The sequence below is a fragment of the Jeotgalibaca porci genome, assembly GCF_011299095.1.
Taxonomy (GTDB): Bacteria; Bacillota; Bacilli; order Lactobacillales; family Aerococcaceae; genus Jeotgalibaca; species Jeotgalibaca porci.
This window is the reverse complement of sequence record NZ_CP049889.1, coordinates 1,772,715-1,795,310: the sequence shown is the minus strand read 5'-3', so window position 1 is coordinate 1,795,310 and position 22,596 is coordinate 1,772,715. Positions and strand designations below refer to the sequence as shown.

Annotated in this window: 23 protein-coding genes; 7 read left to right on the top strand and 16 right to left on the bottom strand. The window is 41.2% G+C overall.

Annotated elements, in window-relative coordinates; all coding sequences use genetic code 11:
• Positions 1 to 56 precede the first annotated feature (56 nt).
• Both G7058_RS09195 and G7058_RS09190 read right to left on the bottom strand, forming a co-directional pair.
• Positions 57 to 3,299 carry a DEAD/DEAH box helicase gene (locus tag G7058_RS09195; RefSeq protein WP_166063260.1) on the bottom strand — a complete coding sequence of 1,081 codons (3,243 nt, stop codon included), beginning with the start codon at positions 3,297 to 3,299 and terminating at the stop codon, positions 57 to 59.
• A 114-nt stretch (positions 3,300 to 3,413) separates the two neighbouring features.
• Complete coding sequence (locus tag G7058_RS09190) at positions 3,414 to 3,920, bottom strand: GNAT family N-acetyltransferase (protein ID WP_166063259.1); 507 nt, start codon at positions 3,918 to 3,920, stop codon at positions 3,414 to 3,416.
• Positions 3,921 to 4,051: 131 nt separating this feature from the next.
• Between G7058_RS09190 and G7058_RS09185 the strand changes: the two genes are divergently transcribed.
• Positions 4,052 to 4,894: an aldo/keto reductase gene (locus tag G7058_RS09185; RefSeq protein WP_166063258.1), complete on the top strand. Its 843-nt coding sequence runs from the start codon at positions 4,052 to 4,054 to the stop codon at positions 4,892 to 4,894.
• A gap of 256 nt (positions 4,895 to 5,150) precedes the next feature.
• On the opposite strand, the gene G7058_RS09180 is transcribed toward G7058_RS09185, so the two are convergent.
• From G7058_RS09180 to G7058_RS09160, 5 genes are all read right to left on the bottom strand, one after another.
• Entirely contained in the window at positions 5,151 to 5,582 is a 432-nt protein-coding gene (locus G7058_RS09180) for a GatB/YqeY domain-containing protein (RefSeq protein ID WP_166063257.1), read from the bottom strand.
• A gap of 74 nt (positions 5,583 to 5,656) precedes the next feature.
• Positions 5,657 to 6,316, bottom strand: coding sequence for an NADPH-dependent FMN reductase (locus G7058_RS09175; RefSeq protein WP_166063256.1), 660 nt, complete (start codon positions 6,314 to 6,316; stop codon positions 5,657 to 5,659).
• A 186-nt stretch (positions 6,317 to 6,502) separates the two neighbouring features.
• The gene (locus G7058_RS09170; RefSeq protein ID WP_166063255.1) at positions 6,503 to 7,735 is read right to left on the bottom strand and encodes an ABC transporter permease; all 1,233 of its coding nucleotides are present in this window, start codon (positions 7,733 to 7,735) and stop codon (positions 6,503 to 6,505) included.
• Positions 7,732 to 8,436, bottom strand: a complete 705-nt coding sequence (locus G7058_RS09165; RefSeq protein WP_166063254.1) for an ABC transporter ATP-binding protein — start codon at positions 8,434 to 8,436, stop codon at positions 7,732 to 7,734. Before G7058_RS09165 ends, G7058_RS09170 begins: the two co-directional genes overlap by 4 nt.
• 3 nt (positions 8,437 to 8,439) lie before the next feature.
• Positions 8,440 to 9,561, bottom strand: coding sequence for an efflux RND transporter periplasmic adaptor subunit (locus G7058_RS09160; protein ID WP_166063253.1), 1,122 nt, complete (start codon positions 9,559 to 9,561; stop codon positions 8,440 to 8,442).
• Between the two features lie 114 nt (positions 9,562 to 9,675).
• On the opposite strand from G7058_RS09160, the gene G7058_RS09155 reads away from it, so the two are divergent.
• Entirely contained in the window at positions 9,676 to 11,127 is a 1,452-nt protein-coding gene (locus tag G7058_RS09155; protein WP_227004427.1) for an amidase, read from the top strand.
• A 309-nt stretch (positions 11,128 to 11,436) separates the two neighbouring features.
• Here the strand turns inward: G7058_RS09155 and G7058_RS09150 are convergent, their stop codons facing one another.
• The 3 genes from G7058_RS09150 to G7058_RS09140 form a co-directional block, all read right to left on the bottom strand.
• Positions 11,437 to 11,844: a hypothetical protein gene (locus G7058_RS09150; RefSeq protein WP_166063251.1), complete on the bottom strand. Its 408-nt coding sequence runs from the start codon at positions 11,842 to 11,844 to the stop codon at positions 11,437 to 11,439.
• 97 nt (positions 11,845 to 11,941) lie between these two features.
• The gene (locus G7058_RS09145) at positions 11,942 to 12,427 is read right to left on the bottom strand and encodes an AI-2E family transporter (protein ID WP_264372313.1); all 486 of its coding nucleotides are present in this window, start codon (positions 12,425 to 12,427) and stop codon (positions 11,942 to 11,944) included.
• Positions 12,428 to 12,501: 74 nt separating this feature from the next.
• Positions 12,502 to 13,320, bottom strand: a complete 819-nt coding sequence (locus G7058_RS09140) for a carbohydrate deacetylase (protein WP_166063249.1) — start codon at positions 13,318 to 13,320, stop codon at positions 12,502 to 12,504.
• Positions 13,321 to 13,441: 121 nt separating this feature from the next.
• On the opposite strand from G7058_RS09140, the gene G7058_RS09135 reads away from it, so the two are divergent.
• Together G7058_RS09135 and G7058_RS09130 are read left to right on the top strand one after the other, a co-directional pair.
• Positions 13,442 to 13,690: a hypothetical protein gene (locus G7058_RS09135; RefSeq protein ID WP_166063248.1), complete on the top strand. Its 249-nt coding sequence runs from the start codon at positions 13,442 to 13,444 to the stop codon at positions 13,688 to 13,690.
• Between the two features lie 15 nt (positions 13,691 to 13,705).
• A complete protein-coding gene (locus G7058_RS09130; RefSeq protein ID WP_227004426.1) occupies positions 13,706 to 14,398 on the top strand; it encodes a DUF554 domain-containing protein in 693 nt (230 codons plus the stop codon).
• A gap of 44 nt (positions 14,399 to 14,442) precedes the next feature.
• On the opposite strand, the gene G7058_RS09125 is transcribed toward G7058_RS09130, so the two are convergent.
• Complete coding sequence (locus tag G7058_RS09125) at positions 14,443 to 15,150, bottom strand: class I SAM-dependent methyltransferase (RefSeq protein ID WP_166063247.1); 708 nt, start codon at positions 15,148 to 15,150, stop codon at positions 14,443 to 14,445.
• 89 nt (positions 15,151 to 15,239) lie between these two features.
• Here G7058_RS09125 and G7058_RS09120 point away from each other — a divergent pair, with 89 nt between their 5' ends.
• Together G7058_RS09120 and G7058_RS09115 are read left to right on the top strand one after the other, a co-directional pair.
• Positions 15,240 to 15,875 (top strand): DsbA family oxidoreductase, encoded by a 636-nt coding sequence (locus G7058_RS09120; protein WP_166063246.1) that lies wholly within the window; start codon positions 15,240 to 15,242, stop codon positions 15,873 to 15,875.
• Between the two features lie 46 nt (positions 15,876 to 15,921).
• The gene (locus G7058_RS09115; RefSeq protein WP_166063245.1) at positions 15,922 to 16,407 is read left to right on the top strand and encodes a hypothetical protein; all 486 of its coding nucleotides are present in this window, start codon (positions 15,922 to 15,924) and stop codon (positions 16,405 to 16,407) included.
• A 114-nt stretch (positions 16,408 to 16,521) separates the two neighbouring features.
• On the opposite strand, the gene ald is transcribed toward G7058_RS09115, so the two are convergent.
• From ald to G7058_RS09100, 3 genes are all read right to left on the bottom strand, one after another.
• On the bottom strand, positions 16,522 to 17,634 hold the full coding sequence (ald, locus tag G7058_RS09110; RefSeq protein WP_166063244.1) for an alanine dehydrogenase: 1,113 nt from the start codon (positions 17,632 to 17,634) through the stop codon (positions 16,522 to 16,524).
• A gap of 234 nt (positions 17,635 to 17,868) precedes the next feature.
• Entirely contained in the window at positions 17,869 to 19,776 is a 1,908-nt protein-coding gene (locus tag G7058_RS09105; RefSeq protein WP_166063243.1) for a cobalamin-binding protein, read from the bottom strand.
• 12 nt (positions 19,777 to 19,788) lie between these two features.
• Positions 19,789 to 20,856, bottom strand: a complete 1,068-nt coding sequence (locus G7058_RS09100; protein ID WP_166063242.1) for an NAD/NADP-dependent octopine/nopaline dehydrogenase family protein — start codon at positions 20,854 to 20,856, stop codon at positions 19,789 to 19,791.
• Between the two features lie 126 nt (positions 20,857 to 20,982).
• Between G7058_RS09100 and G7058_RS09095 the strand changes: the two genes are divergently transcribed.
• The gene (locus G7058_RS09095) at positions 20,983 to 21,525 is read left to right on the top strand and encodes a DUF924 family protein (protein WP_166063241.1); all 543 of its coding nucleotides are present in this window, start codon (positions 20,983 to 20,985) and stop codon (positions 21,523 to 21,525) included.
• 263 nt (positions 21,526 to 21,788) lie between these two features.
• On the opposite strand, the gene G7058_RS09090 is transcribed toward G7058_RS09095, so the two are convergent.
• Both G7058_RS09090 and G7058_RS09085 read right to left on the bottom strand, forming a co-directional pair.
• Complete coding sequence (locus G7058_RS09090; protein ID WP_166063240.1) at positions 21,789 to 22,370, bottom strand: PepSY domain-containing protein; 582 nt, start codon at positions 22,368 to 22,370, stop codon at positions 21,789 to 21,791.
• A gap of 30 nt (positions 22,371 to 22,400) precedes the next feature.
• Entirely contained in the window at positions 22,401 to 22,580 is a 180-nt protein-coding gene (locus tag G7058_RS09085; protein WP_166063239.1) for a lipoprotein, read from the bottom strand.
• Positions 22,581 to 22,596: the final 16 nt, after the last annotated feature.

Sequence of the window (22,596 nt, the reverse complement as noted above, 5' to 3'; positions counted from 1 at the left end):
ATTATAGCACGCTGGAAGTAAAAAACTCCCTACCACACGTGTAGGGAGTTCTGGTATTAGTCGGCTAATATAGTCAGAATTTCGTCTTTTGTTAAGGCACTGAAGGATTGCTTGCCTTCAGTAATAACTTGATCGATTAATTCGCGTTTTTTATCTTGTAACTCATTAATGCGTTCTTCAATCGTTCCGGTACAAATCATCCGAATAACCTGAACTTTTTTGGTCTGTCCGAAACGGTGTACGCGGTCTGTTGCCTGACTCTCGACAGCTGGATTCCACCAACTATCGTACAGAATAACCGTGTCACCACCCGTCAAATTCAAGCCCGTTCCACCTGCGCGTAATGAAATTAAGAAAAGATCCTTTTCTCCTTCATTAAATCGCGTCGTTAATGTAAACCGGTCTTCATTCGCTGTCCGTCCATCCAAATAAAAGTAATCGCGGTTTTGCTCCGCCAAACGTTTTTGGATTAAGTGAAGCATTTGCGTAAATTGTGAAAACAACACAACGCGTTTCCCATTTTCTCGGGCGTTATCCAAATATTCCATGAGACGATCCAACTTGGCGGACTCGCCTTGATAATCTGGATTCACTAAACGGGGATCACAGCAGATTTGACGTAAGCGTGTGAGTCCTGCCAAAATCTTAATGCGATTCTCTTCTACAGTTCCTGCATCAATTAACTCGTTCGCTTCGTTCCGTACGAGACGCAACTGTGATAAATACAGAGCCTTTTGGGACTCAGCCAGGTCAATATATTCAACAGATTCGACCTTATCCGGCAGTTCAGTCAACACATCGCGTTTCAATCGGCGTAGCACAAAAGGTTTTATCTTTTGATTAATCTGAGCGATGTCTAAATTCTTAAACCCTTTTTGAGTAGGAAATAATCCGGGAACAACAATTGAAAAAATAGAGTAAAGTTCTCCCAACTGATTCTCCAATGGCGTTCCACTCAATGCAAATTTATTATTCGCTCGCAATTGCCGCACGGCTTTCGTCGTCTTTGCAACATTATTTTTTACTATCTGCGCTTCATCCAAGATAACACTCCGAAAATGTGTATCGGCATATAGCTCTGAGTCACGTAACAAAACGGGATAAGAAGTAATCCAAATTTTTGCCTCTTGTTCTTTTGCTTCAGTAATTAAAGCTTCGCGCTCTTCTTTTGAACCGGTTATCAAAACCGGCGTGATGTTCGGGATAAACTGTTTTGCCTCTTTCTGCCAGTTGAAAAGAACACTAGACGGACAGACAACCAGAACTGGTCCCCCGTCTTCTTCAATCGTTGAAGCGATGTATGTCAACGCCTGAACCGTTTTACCCAGTCCCATATCATCGGCGAGTATGCCGCCGAATCCGTATGCGTCCAACGTTTTCAACCATTGAAAACCTTCTTCTTGATACGGTCTGAGATCGGCTCTTAACGCTTCAGGTAACGGATAGTTTTTCTCTTCTAATGAATCCAAGCGTTTTAAGAAAGCTTTGACCGGATTCTTTAAGTCAGCCACTTTCAACATGTCTTCATCCAGTGCAAAAATACGGTGGAGTGGCATTTCCATTTCGCTCTTCGCTTTGGCTGGACTAATATCTAATCGATCCAAAGTATCTTGGTACTGTTGGAACACTTTATCCTGCAAATTCACAATCTTCCCGTTCGACAAGCGTCGGTAGCGTTTGTTGGCAGCCAAGTCTTTCATTATTTTCTTCAGTTCAGATTCTGCAATTCCTTCGATATCGAAAGTCACGTGCAGCAGGTTACTCTTTTCATTCATATCGATAACCAACCGCGGTGATGAAGGCGCGGTATAAATCAGATGCTCTACATCCGATGTCGTATAGACTTCCACATAGGCGCTTAATTCCGGTAACATATCGTAAATAAGGCGGAAAACATCATCTGAATTGGAAAGTGTCAGTTGCTCTTCTTCGTAAGCAAAATCCATCTCATAATCATAAATGATGTTTAAGATGTTTCCTTCTGCTTGCAAATCATTCAAAACTGTTTCTGGCAAAGAGTTGTGATCATTGTAAATGAGGGGACGATAGTAATGTTCCTCACCATAGTGGAATTTCAAATCGAGCCAAAGCAGACCCTCTCGCCAATCTAAATACAGCTTCGCCTGCAGAGGCACTTTCTGGAATTCTTCTTGCACTTTTCGTGAAAAAGTTATGGGAAAACGTTTTTGAACAGCCGGTAATGAACTGGTCATAAAGTCCCGCATCATCTTCTTCGGTATTTTCAGATTTTGATCAGTTGTACTGGAAACCGCATTCGATAAAATACGTAACAAACGATTGTCTTCTTCCGATAGAAAGAAAAAATCATTTTGGTACAGCATTATTTTCTGGTACGGAAAGACCTTTAAATCTTCACCGATGATTGTCTCAGAATGGAATTGGAAGACCCCTGGTTCGTTAAAGTCTTCTGATATGTTAAAAGCTAATGGAAGTAACGTTTCACCTTCATCAAACACAATCGGATCTTTGATTGCTTCCGTATCTGAATCACGGTGATGTATTTTCACAAGGTGATACTTCATGTCCAGTATCTTTTTAAGTACTTCTTTTATCATAATGTTTGGAATCGTAATTTCACTTTTATTTCCATTTGAAAAATTATAGTAATTTCGGGACTGGTAACGGTAATCTTTTAGATTCAATAAAAGATGTAACATATTACGGTCGCGCGAATCAATATAGTGTTCAGCCGGGTCATAGTCAAAGTGCTTTCCGAATGATTGCGGGAATTCTCCCAATAGATTTTGGACTACCTGCTCAATATCTTTCATTTGGTACAGTTTGCCCGTTCCAACTTTAATCCGAATCGAACTTTCCTCGTCATCATCCAGCGACTGAATCGCAAAGTGGTATTCAAATTTCAATTTTTCACGTCCACGGAAACCGGTGTCTGCATCTAAGAAATCAGCCATATAATTCATCATATATTGGGCCGCTACATAAGGGTCTTCGGCTGGTTTTACCACTTCTTCAACATGTTCTGAGGCTAGTTCGTTGTATTTATAAATAGAAGCGACGATATGACCGCATGGCGTTGCATTTTCATAGTAATAATCACACGTACATTCGACTGACAACTGATGCTTTTCTGGTTGAAAAACAAGCGAAGCAATCTCACCTTCATCAAATTCAGCTTTCATAGTGATTTTATTTTTATTTTCATTTATCCGGACTGAAACAAAGCCATCTTCTTCATATATAAGTTGGCCTTCTTCAGCAACTTCAACAGGTATATCATTCTCTAAAAAAGAAATAATAGGTATGTGGTCCCAGCGCATCAACAATCCCTCCTAGAAGCTATTCATCTTACCATTATAACATATGCCTGATAGAACCAAAGAAAGTGCGACAATAAGCAGATGAATATTATCTCTGCTCGTTGTCGCACTTTCTTAGATTAATGGTTTTTCGTAAGCATAACGGAGATCACCGTTACTCATAAAGACATGTCCACAATATGCGTAGCCTGCTTTTGTTAAGGCACGTTGCATACTTTTGTTTTCTGGATGGGTATCAATTCGCATCGATTGTAACCCTTTTTCCAGGGTCAATTCTTCTGAATGTGCAAAAATGCGCCCCATGATTCCTTTGCCTAAATGCTCTTTGCCAACAGCGACACGGTGAATCACGCTGTAAGGTAAATCAGTCAGCCATTTTCCTTCTTCTATATGTAAGTAATTTGGATCTATATCAAACACAAGCGCTAAAATCGCTACTGTTTCGCCTTCTACTTGTGCAAAATACAAATCATTATTATTAATATCTTCCATCATAACTGCTTCATCCGGATAACCTTTTTGCCATTGGTCGATTCCGTTTGCTTTCAGCATTGCTTTCGCATCGTTAATAATTTCCATAATCTTCGGCATGTCTTGCGCCGTCGCCTTCATAAATTGCATCCTCAATCTCCATTCACTACTAATATTATTATGCAATCTACTATAACGTATTGAGCAGGTTTTCGTCCAATGTTGTGGTTTTTTGTTTAATTCTGGTAAACTAAGTGTAATACAATAAGGGAGGAAATTTGATGCACATACCTACAAAAATGTTAAATGATGGATGCGTTGTTCCCGCAATTGGCTTTGGTACCTTCTCGTTACAAGGTGCAACTGGGGTACGCGCTGTTGACTCGGCTTTGAAAAATAATTACCGTTGGCTGGATACAGCTTTCACGTATGAAAATGAAGGAACAGTTGGACGTGCGATTGCTCAAAGCTCGGTGCCGCGCGAAGAAATCATTATCACATCCAAATTGCCGGGGCGTTGTCATGAATATAATAAAGCCGTCTATACGATTCAAGAGTCGCTTTACCGCGCGAATTTAGATTATTTTGATTTTTATTTAATCCATTGGCCCAATCCAAAGCACGATAAATATGTTGAGGCTTGGCAAGCGTTAATTGATGCACAAAAATGGGGCTTGATTCGTTCGATTGGTGTTTCTAATTTCTTACCGGAGCATATTGAAAGGCTGGGAAATGAAACCGGTATCTTGCCAAGTATCAATCAAATTGAAATGCATCCCTATTTAAATAATCGTAACTTATTGGAATATAACCAGTCAAAAGGAATTCAAACGCAGTCCTGGAGTCCGGTTGGCAATCGGCTTGTGACCGAATTGAGTAGTCATCCTTTGATAAGTAAAATGGGTGCGAAATACGAAAAGTCCATAACGCAAATTATTTTGCGTTGGCATATCCAACTTGGTTCTATTCCAATCCCGAGTTCCCGCCGTTCGGCCCATCAACTGGAAAATATTTCTATCTTTGATTTTGAGCTGACCGATGAAGAAATGGCCTTGATCGATAGTCTGACTAAACCGGACGGCCATGTATTCGGACAAGAACCAAATACCTATCACGAATATTAAATAGATACAAAAAACGCTGACTCAAACCGATTTTCGGGTTTGAGTCAGCGTTTTTGGGTAAAAGTGATTACTCAAAGCGATTTTTGCGTTTGAGTCAGCGTTTTTGGGTAAAAGTGACTACTCAAAACGATTTTTGCGTTTGAGTCAGCGTTTTTGGGTAAAAGTGATTACTCAAAGCGATTTTTGCGTTTGAGTCAGCGTTTTTCTGGCTAAGGTGCTAACTCAAATCGATTTCCCGGTTTGAGTTAGCACTTATTTAGTTTGCAAGCAATTCTCTTACGATTTGCGAAACCATTTTCTTCTCGGCTTTGCCGTCCAAATCGCCCATTGCTAGTTTCATCGCATCTTTCATCGCCATGTCGACAACGCCTTTTTCTGTGAGGTATTCGCGAACTTCAGATTCAGTCATCATTTTTGGAAGGTAATTTGAAATGATAGCCAATTTCGCTTCGTTCTCTTCAACCAGGTCTGCACGACTTGCGTCTTTTGCAAAGGTCAGTGCTTCTTCAGTTTGTTTCTGTTCTTTCAATAGATAGTTAATTTGTTCTGTGTCAGTCATTTCGCGACCTTCGTCAATTTTGAAAGCGTCAAAGTGCGATTTAATAATACGTAAAACATTTGTTTTCAGTGTATCGCGATCTTTACGCGCTTGGATAAAATCTTTACTAATTTGTTCATTGATGGTCATTAGTACCACTCCTTTATCATTTATTTTAGCACAAAAAGAGAGTGCCAGGAAACCCGACACTCTCAGAAATTTTATTAGCGAATTGTTTGGAAAGCTTTTGACCATAGCAATAGATCATCCAACATTCCATTTGCATTTGCTGCATGGTACTCATTTGGTTGGAATACTGACATATTTTCGAAGTCAGAAATCAATGAGAAGTTGATAGTCGTACGAACCGTAGCCACGCGTAATTCTGCCAAAATGATACGTAGGTTTTCGTGCGCACGTGCCCCACCCAAGCTTCCGTAACCAACCATTGCTGCAGCTTTGTTCGCTACTTCCGGGTTCAAGTAATCTAGAGCGTTCTTCAACGCACCACCTAGAGCGTGGTTGTATTCTGGTGTAATAAAGATGTAAGCATCAAATGAAGCCATTTTTTCTGACCATGCTTTAATCGCAGCGCCTGCTTGTTCTTGCATTTCAGCTGCAACTTTTGCACCCATTAATGGTAGCTCATAGTCTGATAAATGAACTAATTCGTATTCTACGCCTTCATCTGTGCGGTTTGCTGCGAAATTCATTACCCATTTTGATACTGCCGTTGCATTGTTTCCTTCACGTACGCTTCCTGAGATAATACCGATTTTCATAATTTTATTCTCCTCTTCTTCTGTAAATTGGTTATGTTTTGCTGCAGATTCATTTCCTTTTAGAAAGGACGTTAATCGTGCAAATAAATTCTTTTTAGTCATTACAAACTCCTTACCTCCATATTGTTATTTCCGAATTAATTTATCTTGATTTCGAAATAAGTATATAACGTAACTTACTTTTTGTCAACAGGTTAAATTAAAATATTTAAAATTCGAAGTAATTAACCAAAAAAGCCTCAAGTAGAATCTGACAATACAAGTTCTACTTGAGGATAAATTGTAATTTTACTGGTAAATCGCTTTGATTGGATCCATTCGAGATGCGCTTAAAGCTGGAATGATACCAAACACCAGACCCGTGATAACTGAGACGGATGTTGAAATAATCATAATAGACGGCGTCAGAATAACCGGTATGTCGATAAAAACGCCTACCAGTACTGCCGCACCATAGCCCAACAACAAGCCGATAATTCCCCCGATAAAGGTAATAAAGGCTGCTTCCAATAGAAATTGCCAGAGGATCATACGCGGTTTTGCACCAATCGCTCGCCGAATACCTATTTCACGTTTCCGTTCTGTTACCGACACATACATGATATTCATTACACCAATACCACCAACAAATAATGAAATTGCCGTTATTGCAACGAGGAATAATACAATCCCGTTGATGTAACTATTTATTTCTTCCATCATCTGCTCATTTGAGCGGTCCTCTTCAAAATAACCTTCATCGTCAGGATAGGCCATCATCAAGTCATCTAGTACCGCCATCGTTACCATATCGCGATCACTCGACTCGGAAACTTTAACCTTTAATTGACGAATTTCGCGTGTGCCGGTCAGTTGATTGTAAGCCGCATGCGGCACAACGCTCGTGTACGCATCATCCCAAGAATAATCGGCATCCGGAATCATATTTTCAAAATCGTAGGGCTCTTTAATCCCAATGACTTCGAACATAAAACCATTGATACTCACTGCCTGTCCGAGCAGTGTCTCAGGATCATCCACCACAAAGCCGTACCGCAATACTTCATCCGACAAAACAATGACATCGCGATCCGCATCATGCGGTGTGATATCACGCCCATATTGAATCCGCGTTTCTTTTTTGAACGGGGTGACAGAACTGTATGCTTGTGCCCCGAAGTAATCCAAGTTCACTTCGAACATATCTATACTCGATCCGGACCAATTATTGTGACTCGGTAAAACGGATTCGACACCCGGAATTCTTGATATCCGCCGCATGTCGGACTTGCTGAAAGTAAACGTATCTTCGATGTAACTCATACCGGAATCGTCTGTTTGATTGATACCATGGATGACGGTTACCATATTGGCTTGCGTGGTATCCGCTAAATCAAAACTCTTGCGCCGCACCCCTTCACCAAGAGCAGCTATCGTCACAACGGAGGCAATCCCTATTATAATTCCCACCATTGTCAAGAACACACGGAGTTTATGGGCGCGCAAACTCAGCAAAGTACTCAGCAAAATATTTCGAATCATCCCGCTGCCCCCTCTTCTACGAAACTACCGTCGTGCATTCGGATTACACGTGTCGCATATTGTAATAAATCCTCGTCATGCGTTACCATCACGATGGTTTTCCCTTCACGGTTCAACCCTTTCAAGAGTTCCATAATCGCGGTTCCCGTTTCGGAATCCAGAGCCCCGGTCGGTTCGTCGGCCATGATTAAGAGCGGTTCATTGACCAAAGCGCGGGCAATCGCCACCCGTTGCTGCTGTCCCCCTGACAACTCTGTCGTTTTTGCTTTTATTTTTTCCGGAATGCCTACCAACTCTAAGTAGTTTTCGGCTAAATCCCAACGCTCTTTTTTATTCGTTTTTCCACTATAGACAAGTGGGAGTTCCACATTTTGATGAACGTTCAAGGAATTAATTAAATGAAATTGTTGGAAAATAAAACCGAAATTCAAGTTTCTAATTTCTGACTTACGGTTCTCAGCCAAATCCGCTACTTCTTCACCGAGGAAATAATAGTTTCCCGTGGTTAAACGATCCAGAAAACCGATAATGTTCATCAAGGTCGTTTTTCCACTTCCGGACTTACCAAGAATCATTAAGAAATCGCCCTCATAAATCGTTAAATTGACGTCTTTTAATACGGTATTTTCTATTCTTCCTGTCATAAAAACTTTACGGGCTGATTTGATTTCAACGAGTTTACGGCGTTTTTTTGTTTCCATTCGCTACTCCCCCTCTGGCATTTCCATCATTCCTGGATCCAGAATGTCACCTTCTTGTACGGGCGTTTCGGAAGACAGGATAATTTCATCCTCGGCTTCGAGACCACTTGTAATCAGGGTTCCTTCCGCAGTTTCGTCTCCAAGTTGGAGGGTACGTTTGGCCACTGTACCGAAATCATTGACCAATACATAGGCAGTATCTCCCTCTTTATGAATGGCTTCTGTTGGGATCATAATTTGTGTTTCTTCCAGTTGAATCGTCGCTTGAACGTGATAACCATTTACAATGCCTTCTAATGAATCAAAACTTAATTTGACCGGGTAAGAAGACATCGTTGCCATACCGCTGTATGGATCGCTATTGGCTTCCGTAGGTGTCGTATCAACAAAAGAAACTTTTCCTAAAGTAGTAAAATTGGTCGAAACAACCGTAATATCCGCTGCTTGATCGACTTTGACTTTTTCTAAATCTTTTTCATTTAATGTACCGGAAACGTAGAAATTCTCAGAAATCAGTTTCATTAATGGTGCTTCAGCTGTTTTCTCTTCCGGAATAACCACTTTCCCTTTAAATGGTGCTAAAACTTCTGTATAGACTTCGGATTCTAAAAGTTCAATATTTGCATACTGTTCCGTTATTTGTGAATCAATCTCGCTCAGATTAAATTCCATATAAATTTCGTCTAATGTTTGTGAACGTTCTTCTTGCGGAACCTCATACCATCTATCGATTGCCAATTGTTGTTTGTAAGCTGTATTGGCGCGTTGCGTTTCCAATCGTGCAGCTTCATTTGTCAGCTGGTTAATTTCTTTTTGGATGGCATCGTTTGTATAGCTGTATAAAAGAGTGTCCTCTTCAACAATGTCACCATTTGTAACCATTAAATCACTGATTTCACCGAGATTAGCATCTTTATGAAAATCTTGAGATTGCTCCGGTTTCACTACTCCATTAACAAATACCTGTTCCATCGGTGGGACCATAAAATAGGTTATACCAAGAGGATCCTCATCCATCGTAAGCGGAGCATCGGACTGATTATTCGGTAAAAACCGCAGAACAATAAAGCCTAAAAATGCTAGAACAGGTACTAATAGAAGCCAAAGCCATTTTTTCTTTTTCATGTGTGAACCTCCATTTTTTATAAACTTACATAGGTGTATTATACCCTTCATACAATAAATCGCAATCGCTTTCTATGTTATAATTATTATATGATTATTAAGGAGCTGATTTTTTTGTTTCACATTAATCGAGAAGAAGACGCTTTGCATTTTGCACATTTAGTAAAACAGAAAGAAGCTTCGCCGCGGGAACTCGTAGCGCAAGCAATTACTCGTATAGAAAAAGAAAACCCGGCTTTAAATGCGGTTATTCATCCGCGTTTTGAGGCAGCTTTAAAAGAAGCGGAAACCCGTGACTTTACCGGCAAGCCATTTGGCGGTGTTCCTATTTTGGTGAAAGATATGGGACAAACATTAGCGGGTGAGCCGAGTACTTCAGGTTCCGTTTTGTTAAAAGACGCTATCAGTTCTCAAACCAGTCACTATACTCAAAAGTTACTGGATGCTGGTTTTATCGTTATTGGGCAAACCAATGTGCCAGAGTTTGGCTTTAAAAATATTACCGATGCACGTATCTTTGGCCCTTCACGTAATCCTTGGAATCCTGATTACTCTCCTGGTGGTTCCAGCGGTGGTGCTGGTGCGGCAGTTGCAGCCGGGATGGTGCCGCTTGCGGGAGCGAGTGATGGCGGTGGTTCCATTCGTATCCCTGCCTCCTTTACCGGATTAGTCGGGTTGAAACCGACACGTGGACGCATGCCGGTTGGTCCAGGTTCGGGACGTAATTGGCAAGGTGCCGCGATTGATTTTGTCTTGACGAAATCGATTCGAGATACAACTGCGATGCTCGAAAATATGCAGACCGTTCAATTGTCAGCTGCTTTCCAAGCACCGCTGTTGCCAGAAGGTTTCATGATGAATGGGCGTCGTAAATATAAAGTGGCTTACTCTTTGCAATCTCCGATTTTATCCGAAGTCAGCGAAGAAGCGAAAACGGCTGTTATGAAGATGGTGCGTTGGTTAGAAGCGAATGGTCATGAGGTTGTCGAGAAAGATCCGGATTATGATGGTGTGGCCTTAATGGAGAGCTATTACATCATGAACTGTGGTGAAACAGCCTCCATGTTGCAAGGGATGGAGCAAAATCTCGGTCGTCCGTTCACGCTGGATGATATGGAACTGATAACCTGGGTGTTGTATCACGCGGGGAATAAAGTTTCTGCTGCGGAGTATTCCAATACGTTTAAACGGTGGGACGCGGCTGCCGAAGCAATGGCCCATTTCCACGAAACGTATGATTTGCTGTTAACACCGACTACGGCAGAAGCAGCTCCGCTTGTAGACATGGATTGGCAATCGGCTGATTTGAAAGCGAAAATGGCAAACATTCAAGAATTTAGTGCCTCAGAACAACAACAGATTGTTTGGGATATGTTCGGTTTGAGTTTACCTATCACGCCATTTGGAATGCAGGCCAATTTGACAGGCGCGCCTTCTTTAAGTTTACCGATCCATGTAACGGAAGCTGGTCTGCCACTTGGTGTCCAATTTACAGCACCAAAAGGACGCGAAGATTGGTTATTGGGATTAGGAGAAGCAATCGAAGCTGACGGCTTGTTTATTTAACCGTTTTTGCGCGCTAGTCGGAACTAGAACGCGTATTTTTTCAGTTCTAGCTCCGAGCTACCCTAAGTGAAATGGATCATAACAGCTCACTCAAACTGATTTAACGCTCTGAGTGAGCCTTTTGAGAAAAAATAGCTCACTCAATCTGATTTAACGCTCTGAGTGAGCCTTTTGCGGTAAATAGTGCAAGAGGGTGGACTTTTTTACTGACCTTTGCACGTCTATACAATGAATGATGTTCTCACAGAAACTTATAAAACCCTATAGTTTAAGCAAAAAAAGTGAAGAGCGGGCGCTCTTCACTTTTTCTTATTGTCTATATTGCTCTTCGGCTTCTTGGCGTGCTGCTACAGCTTCTTCCAATGTATCGAAAGTTCCAAGATGCTTGTTCTTTCCGTCTACACTGATATTTGCTTTATAGCGCGTACCGCTTTTCAATTCTACTTTAGAAACGCCGACATGGCCTGTTCCTTTTGAAGTTTTCTTAGCTGGTGCTTTTGCTTTTTTAGGAGCCGCTTTTTTAACTTCTTTCACAGCTGTTTCTTCATGTCCACAGTTTGTCACGACTTGGTTTTTCAAGTCAGATTGCTTAACTACTAGCTCATTACCACAGACACATTTCACGTTCCAAAAACGGCCTTTTTGCTTCGTTTCAGCTTTCCCCAGAACCGTCAAATCGCCAAATTGTCTGCCCGTTAAGTCAATTCTCTTCTTCATTCGTAATTACCTCTTTCTATCAATAGCATACAGTCCACACCGGGACCAACGTTTTTCATTATACTGAAAACCGCGCCATTTGGCAAATTACGCTGAATTAGAGCACATTTCGGTCCTGATAGCGACGTACTTCGAAGAGTGATTTAAGTATAATCGTCACAATGGCTCCTAACACTGCTCCTATCGGCCCGAATATCATAATACAAACAATCGAGGCCAAGAAGGTATAAAGCGGACGGACACCTATGGCTTTCCCTGTAAAAATGGGCTCTGCTATCTGCCTTACTACGACTAAAATGATATATAAAACGCCGAGTTGCCAAGCAATCGTTGTGTTCCCGAGCAGTAATTGAATGAGTGCCCATGGAATCATAACGATGCCACTTCCCACTACCGGAAGCATATCCACCACCGCAATTAGGAAAGCAATCACGAACCACCACTTAACGTGGAAGAACCATAAACCCACACTCAATATGATAAAACCCAACAAAGATAATTTTAACGTTGCTTTTAAGTAACCTATAATGCCTGTAGAAACAGATTTTGATATTTCATGTAAATAGTAATTGAACTTATTCATGGCTAACCACCTTTCTTGTTCTTCTATTATACAATGAATATCAAAAAGGAATATCAGTCTTGAGAATGATTCGTTCATTTAGAAAAAGCTTCTGTCCAGGTCACGAGTTGGATGTTTTCCTCTTCAATTGTTTCCAAAAAATCAGGATCCATTAAGAATTCATACTCCCAAACCCGTTTCTGCCATTCTGAATCCTGACTGAAATGAATACTATCAGGTTTGGATGGATGCAAATATAATTCGGTGATGCCATCTGGTAAGCCGCGCAAGATTCGTAAATAGAACTTCTTTAGTGCTTCATAGGAAGCAATGTTTTCAATTGGATGGTGATTCGAGAGGACTTGATCCGGTAAACGGACGCCTTTCTTTTCCGCAAAATCTGAAACTTCAAACTGGGATGCTTTCACGCGTTCGGTTAAAGGATGGGGTGTCATATCGATTAAGGCATCGGCATTTTTAGGATAGCGGAATGGCAAGTTATGTGCAGCACAAAAATGAAGACAAACCGGTAGACAATTAACTTCACTCTCTTGATACAAAGTCCCGCCATGACTATCCAAGTGATCAAATGTAATCCCATAGAAGCGCCCTTTTTCATATTGCGCCGCAATCTCCTTCATAGCTGTGAGACTTTTTGTTTCTTCATAGATGTTCTGAGGTAAATCACTCAGAAATGCCGTACTCAAATGGTCGCACTGTAGCGTAGCATGAAGTCCAATACTGATTAAATGTTTAAACTTAGCGACACGACGAACGGCATCCTGGGTACTATTCCCCAAAATCATTAAGGATGTTGCGGTAATACGTCCGGCCAAAGCCAATTCTTCAATTGCCTCATTCGTCGCTTCACAGATTCCAAAGTCATCGGCGTTCACAATCAGATACTTTACCATCTTCTCACCTCCTCTGTTTTCTTCATTGTAAGCGATACCAACAACAAAATGCAAAAGTTATTGTTAAACGGAGAAATCATTGCTAAAATGAGCTATCAAAATATGAAAGAGGTCAACCATCATGGATTTAGAAAAACTATTACAAGAATTCGAAAAATTTAAATCAGAAAATACTGACCATGCTCTAGACATCGTAGTTGAACAAGTCAAAGATTTGGACGATATTTTCGGTGAGATGTATATTATGGCCTACGACGAAGAAGGAAATGTTGTAAATGATACATTACTTCTAACCATCGAAGATCCCGCTAAAGAAGATATGAAACAATTGCGTGGTATTGCGGATGCATTACGTGCACGTTTAAAGTAAAGACGAGGTGAGACAATGATTTTGGCAGGTGCCTTGGTAAATGGTGTTGCAATAATAATTGGCGGAATTGTTGGTATGCTGTTTCGTAGCGGCTTATCAGAAAGAGTCGCAAGCGCGTTAATGAATGCACTCAGTTTGTGTGTTCTATATATTGGAATTAGTGGACTATTCAGCGGCGAAAATATGATGGTTATCATTCTTTCGCTCGTAGCCGGTACATTAATCGGTGAACTATTCGATTTAAACCAAAAAATTACTGTATTTGGGAATCGTCTAGAGTTAAAATTCGCTTCCAAATCTAAAAATTCCTCAATCTCAATCGCCCAAGGTTTTGTTACCGCAAGCTTAATCGTCTGTGTGGGGGCAATGGGAATTGTTGGTTCTTTACAAAGTGGGCTTGCGAATGACCACAGTACTTTATTTGCCAAAGCGTTAATCGATGGTATTGTCTGCATCGTTTTGGCATCGACTTTGGGGATTGGTGTGGCCTTATCAGGGTTTGTCATTATTCTTTATGAAGGAAGTTTGACGCTATTCGCCTCTGTTCTGGCACCATTACTAACAGACAGCGTCATCAATGATTTGACGACAGTTGGCTCTTTATTAATTATTGCATTGAGTTTGAACCTATTAAAGGTGACAGATATTAAAGTAATGAATTTGGCCCCAGCAGTATTTATGCCAATCATTTTTAGTTTGTTCATGTAAAGAGAGTGTGAAAGAGGCATTTTGCCTGTTTTCACACTCTCTTTTTATTTTTGAAAAACAAAAATCATATCGTCCGAATCATTTGTCAGTGCTTCTTTATCCCAACTGCCCCAACGTGCGACCACTTCCAGGCCAGCCAATTTCCCCATCAATTCTAGCTCGGATGGCCAGACATAGCGATGCTCCGTTTGATAAGAAGCTACCTGCCCGGCCGACAAATCATATTGGTGTGAAACCACTGTTTGATTGATTCGGTCGTACTCATCGAAGCCAATGAAGTCTTCTTCCAACGCAAAGGGCGCACGATTATCCCCCACAATTTCATGCAAACGTGGAACAAAGGTCTCGATTACTAACATACCGCCCGTTTTCAAATGACGCGCCGCATTCTTTAGCGTCGCTAATTGATCTTCCAACGTCAACGCGTAGCTGATGCCATTAAAAATCAAGTACGCCAAGTCAAATGTTTCAGAAATTGACACATCGCGCATATCCCCGACCAAAGTTTTAACGGTATCACTCTTCTTTTTAAGTTCCAAGAGCATACCTTCCGAAATATCTATGCCTGTCACATTAAATCCTCGTTCTGCCAGCGGAATCGCAATTCGGCCCGTCCCCACCGCCAACTCCAAAATGTCTTTACCAAGCGCCAGTTCTGCCAACCTTTCGACTGTCGGAAGCACAAATTCTTCTTCATTTAATGGATAAATATCTTCATCGTAATCTTGTGCTATTTCATCAAACCTATTCATCACACACCCCATATCTCTCAATCCAAATACTTGGAATCGAAGCTTTACTTTGCTATATTCATTATACAAACCCTTGAGGAGGAAGTCATTTGAAAATAGAAATTTGGTCCGACTTTGTCTGTCCGTTTTGCTATATCGGTAATAAACATTTAGAAGATGCCTTAGCAGAATTCGACCACGCGGATGACGTGGAAATTGAATATAAAAGTTATCAATTGGATCCAACCGCTAAATACCTTCCCGGTAAAACGATGGAAGAAACGCTATCAGAATTAAAAGGAATGCCCCTTGAACAAGTGAAGCAAATGAATAAGCAAGTAGAAAGGAGTGCCGAAGCAGTTGGTTTGACATTTAACAATGACACGGCAAAATATACCAACACCTTTGATGCACATCGCCTGTTTCATTTCGCAAAAGAAGTCGGCAAAGGCAATGAACTGGATGAGCGTTTGAAAAAAGCTTATTTTACAGACTCGTTATTGATTAGTGATTTTGATACCTTAACTGCTTTGGCTGACGAGGTAGGCATTTCTAAAGAAGACGCCCGCATCGTTCTAGAATCGAATCGCTATACCGACGAAGTCAATGCTGAAATAAACGAAGCGGTCCAAATCGGTGTCCGAGGTGTCCCCTTCTTTGTATTTAATCGAAAATATGCTGTATCAGGAGCACAGCCAAAAGAGATATTTACCAAGACCTTAGAAACAGTTTGGGCAGATAAGTAAGCGATTTTATGTTACGATAGGTTCAAACGAATGGCGAGGTGACTGGATGGGACTCTTTGATTTCTTTAAAAGTAAAAAAGAACCGGTGAAACCGGCTAAAACTACAGAATCTTCACGTACATTGGGTTCAGATGTGAAATTTGAAATACGGCTGACAAATCGTCAGATGGATGCAGACCAAGCCACGGTGGATAGAATCGCCGAAGTGATTATTGCAGAAGATCCATTTGTAAAACCATTCCAAGGTAAAATGGATGCGGATTTCCGTGAAGGTGAACGCCGTACCTTTGAATACGAAAATGTAACGACCATGAATGTCTCGCTGGAACCAGACTTTACGTTGGTTATCGAAGGGATTACGCTTGGAAAAGTTCCGGCAGATAAGATTACGGCTATTAAGCCCTACTATCAATCCAACATGGCTACAATCTATGTCTATGTCATCGGAGGACGCAGTAAACAACGCGTTGCAGGCGAGCTTGTTGAATATGAATCGCCGTATGGTTTAGATATTTATATGCAGTTTAATTAATTAGATGAGTCATTGGCTCCGCACTCAAAGCCAATACTACTTTTGAGTGCATATCTAAACTGCCAAAACAAAAAGAACTGAGACGAAAAAAATCGTCTCAGTTCTTTTTTTATTTTAGAATAATGATGTAACTTCTGCGTACTCTTTATCTAATGATTCAGCTACGTCAGGATTGGTTACTTTTCCTTTGAACACGTTGAAGCCTGTTAAGATGGTATCATCTTCTTTGGCAGCTTCAATATACCCAAGTTTCGCAATGCGTGCAGCGTATGGTAACGTTGCGTTTGTTAAGGCAATCGTTGATGTACGTGCAACCGCACCTGGCATGTTTGGTACTGCATAGTGTAGCACACCGTATTTCGTATAAATAGGATCATCATGTGTTGTTGTGCGATCTTCTGTGGCGAAGATTCCACCTTGGTCAACGGCGATATCAATAATCACAGAACCTGGTTGCATTTGTGAAACCATTTTTTCTGAAACTAATGTCGGTGCTTTACGTCCTGGAATCAGAACAGCTCCAATTACGATATCCGCATCTTTAATTGCTTCTTCAATGTTTAGTGAGTTAGACATCAGTGTCACAACTTCTGTACCATAAATTTCTTCAATTTCTGTCAGAACTTCTGGTTTAACATCCAATACTGTACAGTGTGCGCCCATTCCGAGTGCGATTTGTAGAGCGTTACGGCCTGTTACACCACCACCGATGATGACAACTTTACCGTTTTGAACGCCTGGTACCCCACCAATTAGTGTTCCTTTTCCGCCATTATGGCTTTCTAGGAAGTGGGAAGCAATTTGTACAGACAAACGACCAGCAATAACAGACATTGGGTTTAATAATGGTAACGTTCCTGTCTCGCTTACCATTGTTTCGTAACCAATTGCTGTAACGCCTGATTCTTCTAACGCAGTTGTAAGTTCTGGTTCATTAGCAAGATGTAAGTAAGTGAACAAAATCAAGTCTTTACGGAAGTATTTGTATTCGGATTTTTGCGGTTCTTTTACTTTAATGACCATTTCTGCTGACCATACTTTTTCAGCGGATGGCTCAAGTATTGCACCAGCTTCAGCATATTGCTCGTCAGTAAATCCTGATCCAACGCCAGCTCCTGCCTGCACCATTACTTTGTTCCCTTGTTTAACAAGTAGCTCAGTTCCACCTGGTGTCAGTCCTACGCGATTTTCGTTGTTTTTGATTTCTGTCGGTATCCCGATTAGCATATGTATTTTTCCTCCAAATTTTCTAGTTTTAAGATTTATAGTTAATATCATACCATGAAAAGCCGCCGCAATAAAAAAATACGCTTTCTATATAAAAAAATTGTTTCCATATAGTAAAAAAAGGGGTTGGAAATATCCCTCCCAAACCCTTTCCTCAAAGTAACAACCGCTATTTCTTATTCTTGTGAAAAAAGTAGCGAATAGTCAACTTAAATATATTTAACTCTATTTTTTTCAGAATTCCATGCCATTTCGCTGTTGTTTTAGGCGGTATTCAACTTCCGGAATGTGACGAATAGCTGCTTCAACTACTTGTTCAGCAGTCAGGATTTCTCCGTTTTCATCCACGGCCCAAACACCGCCCTGATAAGGTTTTGTCCGCCATTTCGTTGCGTACTCAAATTCTCCTTTTTCTGCCCAAATGTAAGGTGTCGGCATAAATCCTGCTGCAAAAATTGTATAAAACCCTTCTGGTGAATACGGGTCAGTCACATGGGCTTCGATGGCTGCCACTATTTTATTCACTCGCTTCAACAAAATTTCAGTTCTGCTTAATACATCTTCATTTTTGCTCATATCCGGAACTAATCCTGCGCGTCTTTGGCGACGGTATTCTTGAATCGCTGTTTGCGTAATTTGTACACTCTCGTTGATGACAGGCGGTGTAGCTAAATGATCTGCTTCTGAATAACTGACAACATGTAGTACAGGTGGACTCTGCTCGTTCAACGGTTCGATATCATCTATCAAAGCGGAAACAGCAGCCAATTGAACCCGTGCCTGATCCAAATCCGGTGAAAAATAATCCAGGCCTGCCCGTGGTTGTAAAATGACGCGAAAGTTCTCATCTTCCAAACTGCGAACTAATTTTAAAGCAGCGCGTGCTTTTGCCAAATCTTGAACCCCCCACGTATAACGCGGTGTATTCAACATTATTTGAAGTACAAAAGTCTGAATACCCACTTTCTTCGCCAGTTTTGCAGCCAAGTAGGCTGATAAAACATAGGTCGTGTCATCGGCACCGCGGAATCCAAAGTGATGCGGTGTGTTTGGCTCGAAAGGTTTATTCGTTTTGGCAATGTACTTCATGGTCTTTACATGTTCGACGAGATTCGTATATACATCGTACGGTCCTCGCCCATCCATCTTATTAAACCACCAAAGCGAAAGTGCATGCCAAGCTGTATTGAGATGCTCTTCATAGATCTGTGCCATTTCTGGAATTCGTTTCGTCCCCGAATAAGTCCGTACCAACATCGGACTTGCAGCTGCAGCAATCTGTTCAAACTCTTCCGGTGTGTTTACCGGAACGCCCCCACCGTTCGGTTTATCTCCCCAATCCTCCCCAAAATTCGATTGCGAAAGTTGCGAACTTCCAATGGAGACGATATCCAAATATCCGGTATCTGAGAGGTATTTACACCAATCTTGAAATTCTCGGACATTCTCTTCACGTGTCGCATCAGATGAGAAAGGTCCTACATGGGCACGTAGAAGTGGTGCGTAATTGTCTGTCATCGTTGCATTTATCCGTTTGATTAAAGTGTCCTTGTTCGTGCCTTTATCTGGATAAGACGCCCGACTAATTGGCTTCATATCTAAGTAGGCTTTTTCACGAATAAGTTCAGCGCCAAAATTTAACAGTATTTCATCGTACTTACTGCCTTCTTTCATCTCTTCCGGAATACGCTCTTCAGGAACACCGTATCTATTGAGCGTTTCTTGGGGCGACTCGCTCCCTTGAAAAGTCAAAACGAAGTCGTTGAACTGTTCATTAATCTGCTTACACGCTTTAGGTAACCCCGCAAATGATACGCCATTAATTGGTCCGCCCTGGCTTGCTAACATTTGATTTTCCCTCAGAGCATACAGAACATAACCGACCATATCCACTGCGACCGCTTCATCCAAACGATAGCTTAAGCCGATATGGGTAATTTTATTTTGACGCAACCAAGCAATTAATTTTTCTTGATTCGTTGGGTAGCGAATATCATTTAGTATATTCGCGATTGCAACATCCCCCGTTATAACTTGGTAGCCACAACTGCGTAACAGCTCAGCTGCTGCATTCACGCCCAATGTGTGAGCATCGAGTGAAGGCTTTAAATAGGCAAATATTTCATTATCTTTTACTGACATGCAACAACCTCCTTAATTTAGTATCATTTTTGCTGAAATGCCATTCTTTTCAATCAATTCGTGTAGATTACGGCCTTCTTTACGAAAATCTATTTCCATCAATGCTGATGCTAAGTCAATAATCAAACTGATGGCTTTCATTTCCAACCCGAGTTCCTTTCCAACGGCTTCCAATGGCACAAGCCCCGTCGGAATATCCTCCGTGATATAACGATGATTAAGCGAACGCGGCGCGGATATGGTTGCGTAAGCAGCGTTATTTTGAATAACCGCGTATAAAGTATCGCCTTCTAAATCATACGTGCGCTTCATCCACTCCATCGCCGATTCAATCGGATGTCCCAATGCCTTCGCGACCGCAATCCGTTCGTTATCCATTTTTTCAATATAATGCGCAATCGTTTTACTGATGCCTGTCCGATAGTAATTAAAATCATCATTTTCGCTTTCCACCCAGCCCGTATTGAGTAAAATCGGTGCACAGTGCATAATCATTCCGACATTTCCAATCGATGTTTCAATCATCGAACCAGCGGGAATAAATTTGTCCCGCAATCCTGTTGGCAGTGCTTGAACTAATACCTCGTTATCATCACCACTAATAGTAGATACCAGAACATCCTGTTTCAATGCGTATATCTCCACTTCATTTTGGTTAATTTTACGACACGTATAGAGAATCGTCTGTGTTTCGGCAATAATTGGATTAACAAAGGGATTCTTTTTGTGAAAATTATATTGAAATTCCAAAGCGCCAAAAGTTCGTCCGGGATTTAGTATGATTGTAGTTGGTTTTGTAAGGTAAATCGCAAATTGTGCTGCCAAGTCCGCATGTGAAAATGCAGGTGTCGTCACAAAGATAACTTCTGGATTAGCCAAGGCAATGCGCAAATTATCCGTAACTAATGTAATAAAAGCCTCGCCGTTAATAACTCCTGAACAGCGAATAACTGGGTTGTCCAATAAGTCTTGAATATTCTCTTTCGAGCGATTCCACAGCGTTACCTCGTGTCCTTCAATCGAAAGATGGGCTGCCATAGCCAAGCCAGAATTACCAGCACCAATAACTGTGATTCTCATTTCCTCACCCTGCCTTTCCTCTTTGATGTTAGCGCTATCATCATTTGTTAATTAAGTTATATCACAGTCCGAGAAAGTCGTCCAACTTGAATATATGATACAATAATCGCGAAGGAGGCACGACAAATGAAAACATATCAACCCGTATTAGATTTTTGGTTTCATCCTGAACACGCACCCTATTGGTTCGAAAACAGTACTGCCTTTGATGAAAAAATTCGTTCAGAATTTTATGACCTCTGGCACTCTGTTTCTCGAGCTGAATGTTGGTATTGGCGTGAATCTATTCAGGGCCGTCTAGCAGAAATTATCGTGCTTGATCAATTCTCTCGCAATCTTTTCCGCGATTCCGCTGAAGCATTTTCTCAAGATACGATGGCCTTGGTGCTCGCTCAAGAAGCCATACAATTACCCGAATTCGATGCGCTCTCTTTAGACGAAAAACGCTTCTTATTGATGCCCTACATGCATTCTGAATCTAGCGCTATTCACAAGCTGGCTGTTCCGCTCTTTAAGGAACACACTGATGATTTATCTTATGAGTTTGAATTGAAGCATCAAGCGATTATAGAGCGTTTCGGTTACTATCCGCATCGTAATGAGGCACGTAACCGTAACTCCACACCAGAAGAAATAGAATTTTTGAAAGATCCGAATAATTCTTTTTAAATAGGAAAAAGAGGAGCTGGGAATAATCCCGGCTCCTCTTTTATTAACGAATAATTGTGGCGTAAACGTGCTCAAAAAGGCAGATCCGATAGCCACTTTGTCATGGTTGTTGCTGCTTTAGCAGCTTACAAACATGATACACTTGGGCTTCAGCCCACAGTGCTACTGAAATAATGCGCGGATGGTCTTCGCCCATCCTGTGCTTATTCGCTCCAGTGATTCGGATCTAAATGCCTTTTTTCCCACTCTCCTTCATTAACTTGTTAGTCTATTTCAATAACTTCTCCGGTTTCAGCATCTAGTTTTACATCACGGTTGCTACCTTCGAATTCGATATCGTATTTCGTACGATTATCATCCACATCCAATTCCCAACCTTCTAAGACGGCTGCTTCTTCTGCTAAAGCTGTCTTAGCAATTTCGATTGCTTCTTCCGGTGTAATGATAGTATCGAATGCCAGATAAGCATCATCATCAACGTCATCTTCATCTACTTTAATGATCTCACCTGAAACAGCATTAATTTCAACTTCATACTCACGATTTTCAGATACACCTGTTATCTCATAGGTCCAGTCGCCAGAGTCTTTATCATAATCAACCTTTTGAATCTGTGCGTTCGGATATTCTCCCATATAGATATCTACAACTTCTTCTAAACTTAAAATATCTTCCGTTGCAGTTGTTGAATTATCCACAACACCTGTATCTTCTGTTACAGAACTTGTCTCTGTAGTCGTATCATTTGTCGCAGGAGTTGTATCCGTCGTTTCCGCGTTATTTCCACACGCAGCTAATACCAAACCTGATAAACCAATTAAACTGAGCGCTTTCCAATTCTTCATGACAGATAGTCCCCTTCCTTATGTTTCGCTTTATTCTTCACTGTCGGTCGCGTCATCTTCCATACCATCCATTTCCATTCCCGATTCATCAATCGGATCTTCAACAGCTGGATCATCTAAGGGAGTCTCTGATTCAGTAGTGCTCGCGTTACAAGCTGTTAATGCAAGTGTCGCTACCGCAGCCAATAGGAGTTTTTTCCACTTTTCCATTGAACTTCCCACCTTT